Raw genomic sequence first — 11,440 nt, 5'->3', positions numbered from 1 at the left:
CGCCCCGTCCTGATTCACCGCACTGCCCCGCACCACCGCCAGCACCCGATGCCCACGCCGCCGCGCATCCGACAACCGCTCCAACAACACCAGACCGACACCCAACGACCGGCACGCCAGATGAATCGCCACCAACGACGACGAACACGCCGTGTCCACCGTCACCGCCGGCCCCTCCAACCCCAGCGAATAGGCGATCCGACCCGACGCCACGCTGGATGAGGTACCGGTCAGGGTGAAGCCGCCCTCCGCGGCACCCGGCAGCTCGTGCATGCGCGGCCCGTAGTCCTGGGCCATCACTCCGGCGAACACCCCCACCGCACTGCGGCGGAGCGACCGGGGGTCTCCGTGCCCCCGTTCGACCGCTTCCCAGGCCGTCTCCAGCAGCAGGCGCTGCTGCGGGTCCATCGACTCGGCCTCGCGCGGGGAGATCCCGAAGAAGTCGGCGTCGAAGCCCGCCGCGTCGTCGAGGAACCCGCCCCGGCGGGTGTACGTGGTACCGGCGTGCTCCGCGTCGGGATGGAAGAGCCGGTCCTGTCGCCAGCCGCGGTCCTCCGGCAGGTCGGACAGGCCCTCGCGTCCTGCGGCGAGCAGGTCCCAGAACGCCTCGGGGCTGCTGGATCCGCCGGGGTAGCGGCAGGCCATGGACACGATGGCGATGGGCTCGTCCGTGTGTCCGTCCCGGGCGCCCCCGCTCGTGACCGCCGGCGCGTCGCTCGCGTCGTCCTGCCGCGCGCCGCCGAGCACGATGCGCAGGTGCTCGACGACGTGCTCCGGCGTGGGGTGGTCGAAGGTCAGGCTGCTGGGCAGGCCGACGCCGGCGACGGTGCTCAGCCGGCGCGCCAGTTCGGCCCCGTTGGTCGAGTCGAATCCCAGGTCCTTGAAGGTGCGGTCCAGTTCGACGCCGTCGGGGCGGGAATGCCCGAGGACGGCCGCGATCGTGGCCCGTACCACGGACGGCAGCGCGGCGACGGGCCCCCCGGTCACGTCCGCACGGCCCTGCTCCCGCTCCGGCCCGTCGGTGACCGGCCGCACGGTCGCCGTGGGCAGGGTGGTGTCGAGCCAGTGGCGCCGGCGCTGGAAGGCGTACGTCGGCAGCGCGGTGCGCCGCCCGCCCCGCTCCGCGCAGTACGCCGCCCAGGACACCGGCGTGCCATGGGCGTAGGCCTCCGCCACCGAGGTGAGCATGCGGTCCCAGCCGCCCTGGTCGCGCAGGAGGGAGCCGGTCACGGCGGCGGCGTCGCCGAGCGTCTCCTCGACCGCGGGTACCAGGACCGGGTGGGGACTGGCCTCGACGAAGCGGGTGAAGCCCGCCGCCGACAGCGCTCGGCCGGCCTGTTCGAACCTGACCGGACGGGCGAGGTTCCGGTACCAGTAGTCGCCGTCGAGCGCCTCGGTCCCCAGCCGTTCCCCGGTGACCGTCGAGTAGAAGGGAACGGCGCTCTCGCGCGGGGCGAGGTCGCCGAGCAGGCCCAGGAGTTCGTCGCGGACCGGCGCGACGAGCGGTGTGTGCGAGGCGTACTCCGCCCCACGGACGAAGCGGGCCCGCACACCGCGCGCCTCGTAGTCGGCGACCAGGCGCTCCACCGCGCCGGGGCTCCCCGCGACGACCGTCCTGACAGGGCTGTTGACAGCGGCGACGGCGAGATCCGTGCCCCGGTCGGCCAGGAACTCGACGACCTCACCGGCCGGAAGCGGTACGGCCGCCATCCGTCCGGTGCCGGTGAGCCGGTGCACCGCCCTGCCGCGCACCGCGACCACCCTCGCCGCGTCGTCCAGCGACAGCGCTCCGCACACGTAGGCGGCGGCGACCTCGCCCTGCGAGTGACCCACCACGGCCGCGGGGGCGACACCGAGCGAGCGCCAGACCGCCGCGAGGGAGACCATCGTGGCGAACAGCGCGGACTGCACCACGTCGATGCGGTCCAGGGGCGGTGCCCCGTCGGCGCCCCGCAGGACGTCCGCCAGGCACCAGTCGAGATGGGGCGCGAACGCCTCGACGCAGGCCTCGGCCTCGGCGCGGAAGACGGGGGACTGCTCCCACAGGCCCTTCGCCATGCCGTTCCACTGGCCGCCCTGGCCGGGGAACACGAACGCCGTCTCCCCGTCGAGGGCACGCCCGGTCACGGTACGGGCCCCGATGCCGCCTTCCGCCAGCGCCGCGAGTTCGTCGACGAGTTCCCGTCGGCCGCCCCCGAACACCACGGCCCGGTGCCGGAACTCGGTCCTGGTCGCCGCGAGGGACCGTCCCACGTCCCACGGGAGCGGCCCGTCGTCTCCCGAGACGGCCCCGGCCAGTCGCGCGGCCTGCGCGGCGAGGGCCGCCCGGGAACGGCCCGTCACCACCCAGGGGACCGTCGCGCCGTCGGTCGCGGCGGGGACCCGCGCCGCCTCCGTGGCCGGCCGGGGCGCCTCCGTGGCCGGCCGGGGCGCCGACGCCAGGACGACGTGGCAGTTGGTGCCGCCGAGGCCGAAGGACGACACCCCCGCGAGGCGTTCGCCGTCGTCCTGGGCGGGCCAGGGGGTGAGGGTGTCGGCCACCCGCAGCCGCCAGTCCCGGAAGCGGATGGCCGGGTTGGGCTCCGTGAAGTTCAGGCTGGGCGGGATCTCGCCGTTGTCGATCGCGAGCGCCGTCTTGAGCAGGCCGACGATGCCGGCCGCCCCCTCCAGGTGCCCGACGTTCGTCTTCGCGGACCCGAGGAGCAACGGCGGGTCGCCGTGCGTTCGCGGGGCTCCGAGGACGGAGCCGAGCGCGGCCGCCTCGACCGGATCGCCCACCTTCGTGCCCGTGCCGTGCACCTCGACGTACTGGACCCGGCGAGGGTCGGCGCCGGCCCGCCGGTAGGCGGCGGCGAGCACGGACCGCTGGGCGTCCGCGCCCGGGGTGGCCAGGGTCTTGCCGGCGCCGTCGTTGTTCACGGCGCTGCCCCGGATCACGCAGTAGACGTGGTCGCCGTCCGCGCGTGCCCGGGACAGGGGCTTCAGCACGACCATCCCGCCGCCCTCCCCGCGGACGAAGCCGTTGGCCCCGGCGTCGAACGTGCGGCATCTGCCGTCGGGGGACAGCGCTCCCAGGCGGGCCATGCTGAAGGCGCTCTCGGCGACCAGGTTGAGGTTCACGCCGCCGGCCAGGGCGAGCTCCGCCTCGCCCTGGTGCAGGCTCGCGCACGCCAGGTGTACGGCGACCAGGGACGAGGACTGTCCGCAGTCGACGACGAGACTGGGGCCCCGGGCCCCGAGCACGTAGGAGAGGCGGTTGGCGATGATGCCGCGGTGCAGGCCGGTCGCGCTCCGGTAGGCGGCCTCCGGGCGGTGCCGGTCGTGCAGCAGGGCGTAGTCGTCCCAGATCGCGCCGAGGAAGACGGCGGTGGACGAGTCGCGGAGGGCGGCGGCCACGAGTCCGGAGTCCTCCAGCGCCTCCCAGCCGAGCTCCAGCGCCAGCCTCTGCTGGGGGTCCATGGCGGCGGCCTCCCGGGGGGAGATCCCGAAGAAGTCCTCGTCGAAGCCGTCGACCTCGTCGAGGAACGCGCCCCACCGGGCGCTCTCCGTACCGGGAGGCGCCGTGGCGGGGTCGAACGGGCCCTCGCCCCAGCGGCCGGGCGGGACCTGCGCGACGGCGTCCTCCCCGGCGCGCAGCAGGGACCAGAACGCTCGGGGCCCGTCTGCTCCGGGGAGCCGGCAGGACAGCCCGACGACGGCGATCGGCTCGTCCGGGTGAAGGGTCTCGGGCATCGTGTCTCCAGTCGACTCAGTTCGGCTGGTGTTCCCTGAAAGGTCGTCCGCGAAATGGCCGTGCAGCAGGCCACGTAACCGGCGCGCTATTTCGCAAGCGAATCATCACCGGCTACGGCGGCACAAGCCCGGCGGTTCACCCGTGCCTGTTCGTCCACCGATCGTTGCCCGTGCACCTCGAATTTCCAGCTCATGCACTGCGAAGTGACGGGCAACTGCGCGACGGGCGGGGATCAGATCACACCCGCTCGAATCGCATAGGAAACCACATGCGTCCGGTTTTTCAGGTTGAACTGCTTCATGAGCCCGTAGAAGACGTTCTTGATGGTGCGCTCCGAATACGCCAGCTTCTGGGAGATCTCGGTGATTGCGTATCCGTCGGCCGCGAGCCGGAGCACATCGACTTCACGGGCCGACAGGCCGGACGAGGTCAGCCCCCGGGGTGCGAGAATATCGTTGCGCACGTGCTTCACATGATCGAGCAGCCCGCCCTGCAGGGAAGCGGGAAGGCACGCATCACCGCTGTTGACCAGGAAGACGGCGCTGACCAGTCGCGCCCGGGAGAAGTCGGAGCGCCACAGCACCGCGCGAACTCCCAGCTCAGCGATCTCCGAGTAGTCGGCCTTCCAGCCGTTTCCCACGACGAGGAGGAAACCGTTCCCCGGCTTTTCGAAGGTACGGAGAAGGTCCATCGTGCCGACATCCACCGTATCCAGCAGGACCACGACCACGTCTGCCGGAGCACCGTCCTCGGTGCCGACAACCACCATGTGCGAAGATTCCCTTATCGAGCTTTTGAGCCCGATCGACACAAGCGGATCTTCCGCATGGATCGCCACCCGTATGGAACGCACAAGCCTCTCCCCCCAGCCGAGTATTCCGCGTCCGTACGACATGGGGGAGCAGCACGTCGCCGGCCCCCGCCACATCGGCGCATGCGAGAGCATGGATGCGCTCTCGATACAGTTGATGATGACATGGACCACACGACAGGGGGGCTCTTCGCGCCCCCGACGGGCTAGTTATAGGGAAAAGTCACGCACCCCCGCGAGACGGCCGCGCCCGGAGAAACACGACCGCGCCACAAGCGGAAGAGAACCTCCTGCCGGGCAATACCAGAACACCGAAAAATGTCCGACCAACGGAATTAACAGGTCCGTTTCAGTTCCCGCAGAGCCCGTACCGGGACGCGGCCCCGGCCGACCGCGCGAACGTCCCGAGGCCCGGTCGGGCGACGGGACGTCCGCGGCGCGGCGGCCTACGCGTAGCGGTGGAAACCCTGACCGGTCTTCCGGCCCAGGAGTCCGGCCTCGACCATCCGCAGCAGCAGACCGGGCGGAGCGTGCAGTGGTTCCTTGGACTCCTCGTACAGCTCCTTGCTGACGGCCATGACAACGTCCAGGCCGATGAGGTCGGTCAGCTCCAGCGGGCCCATGGGGTGGGCGCAGCCGAGTTTCATGGACCGGTCGACCGCCTCCGCGGACGCCACCTCGCTCTCCACCATCCGCACCGCCGACAGCAGGTAGGGGATGAGCAGCGCGTTCACGAGGAACCCGGGCCGGTCCTTGGAGGTGATCACCTGCTTGCCCAGGGTGCCCGAGAGGAACGAGCGAGCGCGGTCCAGCGCCCGTGCGCCGGTGCGCAGGGAGCCGGTCAGTTCGACGAGTTCCATCACCGGCACCGGGTTGAACAGGTGGGCGCCCAGGACTCGTTCGGGACTGCTGGTCACCGCGGCGAGCTTCATGACCGGGAAGGACGAGGTGGTGGACGCCAGCACCGCGTCGGCGTCCGCCACGACCTCGTCGAGGACGCGGAACACCTCCTGCTTGACGGCGAGGCGCTCCACGACGGCCTCCAGGACGAAGTCCCGGTCCCGCAGCCGTTTGGCGTCGGTGGAGAACGTGATGCGCGCGGTCACGGCGTCCCGCTCCCGTTCGCTCAGCATCTCCTTGCGGACCAGCCGGTCCAGCGAGTGCCGTACGCGCAGGCGGCCCCGCTCGGCGGATTCCGGGCCGGTCGTGTGCACCAGTACGTCGAGATCCGCGCGGGCGCATATCTCGGCGAACCCGGCTCCGACGACGCCGCAGCCGACGACGCCGACCTGCTCCACGGGCCTCACCGGGACCACCTGAGCAGGCAGTTGCCGACGGACATGCCGCCGCCGAAGGCGGACAGCAGCACCAGGTCGTCGCGGGAGAGCCGCCCGCTGCGCGCCGCGTCGTCGAGCGCCACGGGCACCGATGCGCTGCCGAGGTTGCCGAACCGGTCGACGACGAGGGCGGTGTGCGCGTCCTGGAGAGAACACTTGGTGACCAGTTCACGCAGCAGCACGCCGTTGGCCTGATGCGGCACGAAGCAGTCCACGTCGGAAAGGGTGAGCCCGGCGCCGGTGACCAGCTCCTGCAACAGGGTCGGGACCCCTTCCATCACGAAGTCCCGTACGCCCCGGCCCTGCATGGTGAAGAAGTGCTCGCCGTCGGCGACCGTCCGGGCCGTGGCCGGCACCCGGCTGCCGCCGGCCACGACCTTGATCAGGTCGCAGGCGTCTCCGTAGCTGCTGAGGCCGGTCGCCACGATCCCCTGCGAGCCCGTGACCTCGCCCACCACCACCGCGCCGGCACCGTCCCCCAGGAGCACGGACGTACGCCGGTCCGTGAAGTCCAGGATGCGCGAGTAGACGTCCGCGCCGATGACGAGCGCGCGGGTGCCCGGGTTCGCGGTCACCAGGGAACGGGCCAGCTCCACCCCGTACACGAATCCGGCGCACACCACGTTGATGTCGAAGCAGGCCGCGCCCGGGGCCGCGATCAGGGTCTGCACCAGGCAGGACGTCGGGGGCTGGGGATGGTCACCGGTGGACGTGCTCACGATGAGGTAGTCGACGTCCCCGGGACCGAGGCCGGCCGAGGCCAGCGCCCGCGTCGCCGCCCGGGCCGCGAGGTCGGAGGTGGCCTGCTCCGGGGCCGCCCAGCGGCGTGTCGAGATGCCCGTCCTGCGGACGATCCACTCGACCGTGGCGTCCGGTACCAGGGCGGCGATGTCGTCGTTGGTCACTACCCGCTCGGGCACGTAGGACCCGGTTCCGAGAACGCCGATGTCAGCCATCCCGCTACTCCTCGTCCGTGCCCGGGTGGAAGGCGCGCAGGGGATTGAGGCGTTCCTCCCCCAGCCGCGACCGCGTCTCGGGAGCCGTGACCCCGAGACCGCGCTCCCGCGCCATGCACAGCACCCCGATCTTCCCGATGTGCCGGTTGGTCTGCACGACCCTGGCCGCCTCGGCGACCTCGGACAGCGGGTACACGGCCGACAGCGTCGGCACGACGCTGCCCCGGTCGACGAGCCGGGCGGCTTCCCACTGCTCCTGGAGGTTGGCCACATGACTGCCGATCACCCGTTTGAGGCGCATCCACAGGTAGCGGTTGTCGAAGGTGTGCTGGTATCCGGTGCTCGATCCGCACGTCACGACGGTTCCACCGCGGCGGACCACGAACACCGAGATGCCGAAGGTGGCCCGGCCGGTGTGCTCGAAGACGATGTCGGGGTCCCGGCCCACCTGCTCGCGGATGAGCCTGCCGAGCCTGCGTCCGCTGTCGAGGGACTGCTCCGGGTCACCCGCCGCGTCGTCGCCGAGGCCGAAGTCCGCCCGGTTGATGACCACTTCGCACCCCAGCGCGCGCAGCGCCTCGGCCTTGCGGTCGGAACCGACGATTCCCACGGGGATCCCGCCGCCGTTGCGTACGAACTGCACGGCGTAGCCGCCCAGTCCGCCGGCCGCGCCCCACACGAGGACGACGTCGCCCTGCTTCATCCGGGCGCCGCGCTCACCGACCAGCATCCGGTAGGCGGTCCCCGCGCACAGCGGGTTGCTCGCGGCCTCCTCCCACGTGAGGTGCGCCGGCTTGGGGACGAGCTGGGTCGAACGGACGACGGCGTACTCGGCGAGCCCGCCGAAGTTGGTCTCGAACCCCCAGGCGCGCTGCTCCTCGCCCATCATGCCGTCGGCGTGGGTGGCCGCTTCCTGCTCGTCGACGTAGGCCGGGCTCACCACCACGTGATCGCCCACCCGCCAGTGCCGCACGCCGTTGCCGACGCGCACCACCACACCCGAGGCGTCCGAGCCGACCACCTGGTAGGGGAGGTCGTGACGCGTGGCCCAGTTGCCCTGCCGCGCGAAGTTCCGCAGGAACCGGAACGTGGAGACGGGCTCGAACATGGCCGACCACACCGTGTTGTAGTTGATCGAGCTGGCCATGACGGCCACGACGACCTCGTCCGGTGCCAGATCCGGCATGGGGACCGGCCCGACGTGCAGGGACTTGCGGACGTCCTTGTCGGTCACCTGGGAGAAGATGTCCTCGTCCTCCCGGCGCACGTAGGCGGCCGTGTACTCCTCGGGAAGCGACAGTCTCTCGATCTCATCCGGCGCGGCCCCCTGGCACACTGCCTCGGTCAAAGCGCTCACAGCCACCCCTCGTTCCTGCCTGGTCGCTCGGGCTTTCCGGTCCGCCCCGGATGGTTGGTGGGCTCTCCGAGGACATCCGCATCGCGTGCAAGAGGACAGGGTGCGAATCCGGACGCACGTCAGCGAAACACCGCTCCGTCGAGGGCGGCAACCGCTCATGCGCACCCGTGCCTGTTCATACACACACGCTTGCCCGGACCGGGCTGCGCCCGGTGGGGCCCGCGGCGCCCGTACTCAGGCCGGCACGTACGACTGCAGGTCTCCGTCCAGCCATCGCTTGGCGAGTTCCATCCGGGTCCGGCACCCCGTGCTCTCGAAGATCCGCGCCAGGTAGGCCTCGACGCTCTTCTCACTGCGGGCGAGGGCGACCGAGATCTGCCGGTTGGTCCAGCCGGCCACCACCTTCTCGATCACCGTCAGTTCCAGCCCGCTGAGGACGGACCGGTCCCCGCGCCGGCGGGGGAAGGACAGCCCCTTCTGCTGCGCGAGCAGGGTCAGGCGCCTGCGCGCGAGCTTCGACGACATGCCCTCGCTCCATCTCACCGCCGCCAGCAGCCAGTTCTCGTCACCCGTCGCGTCCAGGAGCCAGGCACTGGCCAGGAAGGCCAGCTCCGTTCCCCCGTACCGGGCCAGTGGACCGTAGGACTCCACCGCGCTGTCCACGTCCCCATGGACGTACGCGCGTGCCAGCAGCGTCGTCGCCCGCGTGTGCCGCGAGCCGACGCGGGCGTCGAGGTCCTCCATGGCCCCCAGCGCGGTCCGGGCGTCCTGGACCGCGTCGGCCCGCACCGCGTACTCCACGACCCGCAGGAGCAGCCTCTCCATCCCGGCGACGTGCCCCCTGGCCTTGAGCGCCCGGTAGTCCCGCCACCCCTGCCGCCGTGCCCCGGACGCGTCGGCGCCCGCACGGAGACCGAGCAACGACCAGTGCGGCAGGGGCCCGTGGTCCGTACTGCCGGACACGTTCTCCAGCCAGGCGGCGGCCCGCACCGGGTCGCCCTGCCAGCGGCAGATGTCGGCGGCGATGCTCCGGCTGCAGACGTACAGCGCGCCGTGGGCGGTCGCCCCGGGGCCGGTGACGATGGAGCGGGCGAGCCGCAGCGCCTCGTCCCAGGAACCCGTCGTGTACTCCCGGACCATGGCCTGGTAACTGTGCAGCGGACTGCCGAGGAACCGCACGCCCCGGTCGCCGAGGACGGTCTCCCACGACGTGGCCCAGTCGCCGAGGGCGAGCGCCTCGCGCAACGAGTCGCGGTCGACCGACAGCTGGTCCGGCCGGCCGTGGGGCCCGCCGGGAGCCCCGCGCTCGGACTCGGCGCGCGTTCCCAGCGCGGCCAGCAGCACGCGCGTCTCGGCCTCCGACGGGAGCCGCCCGGTGAACAGGGGCACGTCCGCGCCGGCCCCGTGGCGCGACGCCGTCGCCGCGGAGACGGGCTGCGCGGCGGCGACGGCGTCCGCGGCGCCGGGCTCGGCCCGCACCCGCGCGGCCAGTGACAGCAACGCGGCGGCCGACGGCACGCGCCTCGCCGCGCGGACCGACGGAGCGTCGTGGTCCAGGGCGCACGTCCCCAGCCACTGGTTGTGCAGGGCGGCCATGGCCCAGGCGGGGGCCAGATCGGTCAGTGCCTCCCGGGCACCGGACGCGACGCCGGCCAGCCGGGGCAGCAGTTGGTCACCCATGTCCAGCAGGCCGTCGGCGTCACCGTGGTGGAGCATCAGCGAGATCGCGGTCCGCAGGATGCCCGTGAGCCGTGTGTCGTCCGCCGGCAGCCGCTGCAGCAGCGCGAGACAGGAGCGCATCGCCCGGTCGGTGTCGTCCGGTCCGTGGCAGCGGGCCCCGGTCAGCAGCAGTTCGAGCGACAGGCTCCCGTCCAGGTGCGGGCCGGCCGCCAGGGCGTGGTCGGCCAGTCTCGGCGGGAGCCCTCCGGCGGTCCCCCGGGCGCGCCGACGCGCGTTGAGCACGACTGCGGCGTGCAGTCGTGCGACGTCTCCCTCCCCGCACAGCGTCACCACCTCCGTTCCGAGGGCGGGAACGGGACAGACGAGACGGCCCCGGTCGTCGACCGCGATCAGGTGGAGCACGACCAGTGTGTCGAGTACGTTCCCCAGGTGTTCCGGAGTGCTGCCGAGGTCGGCGGCGAGATCCAGGAAGTCGTCCACGGTCGTCTCGGCCCGGCCCGTCATCCTGGTGAGCAGCGCCAGCACGTCGCCGGGGAACGTGTCGTCGGCCCCGGTCGGGCGCCGCTCCGGTACCGACCGCCAGACCCGCTGCAGTTCGGCGTGGAAGCCGGGAAGCGGTACGACGTCGTCCGGGTCCGCCAGGCACATGCGCCCGTCCACCTGAGCCAGCCGGTCGCGCTCCCGCAGCGCGTCCAGGGCGAGCAGCGCGGCGCGCGGGTTGCCCGCGAGCCGCCCCAGGTCACGCCAGAGCACGGCCACCAGTTCCGGCGCCGCGGGCCAGCCCAGCCTGCGGTCGGCCAGCTCGGCGGTCTCGTCCGGCGACAGCGGTTCCAGCGCCACCACCTGGTCGGCCGCCGCGGCCAGGGCGATGGCGGCGCCGGGCCGTGCGTCCGGCATCCATCCGGACACCACGACGCACGCTCCGTCGGACCGGAACCCGTACAGGAGCGCTCCCAGCGCGCCCAGGTCCCGTTCGGCGGCCAGGTGCGCGTTGTCCAGGATCACGATCACCGGTCGCGGGTCGGCGGCCTCACGGACCGCCCGCTGCGTCTCCAGCATCAGCGGCAGCCAGTGCTCGCGTCCCCGGGCCGCGTGCGCCTGCCTCCGTCGGACGGCGGTGACCAGCGCCAGGGTGTTGTTGTCGGTCTTCTCCACCAACGTGTCGCACACCTGGTCCACCAGGGCGCTCAGGCCCAACGAGCCGTGGGCCGCCAGGTGAAGCATGATCACCAATGCTCCCCGGTCCGCGGGTGCGGCTTCCCGCAGGGCGGCCCGGACGAGGGTGGTCTTGCCCACGCCGGGGTCGCCGTGCACGATCAGAAGCCATCCTTCGGTACCGGCCCGGCCGAACGCGGCGCCGATGTCGCGGAGTTCGTCGTTCCGTCCGACGAGCGCCGTGCTCTGGTCATGGGTCGGCGTCGGCAACCGAGTGCACCCCCGTCCGAACCGTGCGGTCAGCGTTGTGAGGACCAACCGTCGGTGGGTCGTCCGTTCGATGTCAAGGAGGTCTGTCGCCGCCCGAGCCACTGCAGGACCTGCCCGCACGCTCATCCGAGAAGCACCCGA

Annotated in this window: 6 protein-coding genes; all 6 read right to left on the bottom strand. The window is 72.2% G+C overall.

All coding sequences use genetic code 11. The features are described 5' to 3' along the window. Positions 1-3,732: type I polyketide synthase (locus tag IG94_RS0115290; RefSeq protein WP_031035858.1), on the bottom strand; the 3,732-nt coding region annotated here is incomplete at its 3' end. Positions 3,733-3,965: 233 nt separating this feature from the next. Further along, positions 3,966-4,586, bottom strand: coding sequence for a helix-turn-helix transcriptional regulator (locus tag IG94_RS0115285; RefSeq protein WP_031035856.1), 621 nt, complete (start codon positions 4,584-4,586; stop codon positions 3,966-3,968). Between the two features lie 404 nt (positions 4,587-4,990). Continuing rightward, positions 4,991-5,851, bottom strand: coding sequence for a 3-hydroxybutyryl-CoA dehydrogenase (locus IG94_RS0115280; protein ID WP_107060563.1), 861 nt, complete (start codon positions 5,849-5,851; stop codon positions 4,991-4,993). After that, positions 5,848-6,837 (bottom strand): 3-oxoacyl-ACP synthase III family protein, encoded by a 990-nt coding sequence (locus tag IG94_RS0115275; protein ID WP_031035846.1) that lies wholly within the window; start codon positions 6,835-6,837, stop codon positions 5,848-5,850. The genes IG94_RS0115280 and IG94_RS0115275 overlap by 4 nt, the downstream gene beginning before the upstream one ends. Before the next feature lie 4 nt (positions 6,838-6,841). Then, positions 6,842-8,194, bottom strand: a complete 1,353-nt coding sequence (gene ccrA / locus IG94_RS0115270) for a crotonyl-CoA carboxylase/reductase (protein ID WP_031035843.1) — start codon at positions 8,192-8,194, stop codon at positions 6,842-6,844. Between the two features lie 234 nt (positions 8,195-8,428). Next, a complete protein-coding gene (locus IG94_RS0115265) occupies positions 8,429-11,299 on the bottom strand; it encodes a helix-turn-helix transcriptional regulator (protein ID WP_031035840.1) in 2,871 nt (956 codons plus the stop codon). Between the last annotated feature and the right edge of the window lie 141 nt (positions 11,300-11,440).

Origin of the sequence: Streptomyces olivaceus (assembly GCF_000721235.1) — a bacterium.
GTDB lineage: Bacteria > Actinomycetota > Actinomycetes > Streptomycetales > Streptomycetaceae > Streptomyces > Streptomyces olivaceus.
Note: the sequence above shows the minus strand (reverse complement) of the source record. Positions and strands in the feature narration are given on the sequence as shown.

Bases quoted from the DNA above. Each gene is read 5' to 3' on its own strand.
- IG94_RS0115275 (WP_031035846.1), bottom strand. From the start codon at position 6,837: ATGGCTGACATCGGCGTTCTCGGAACCGGGTCCTACGTGCCCGAGCGG.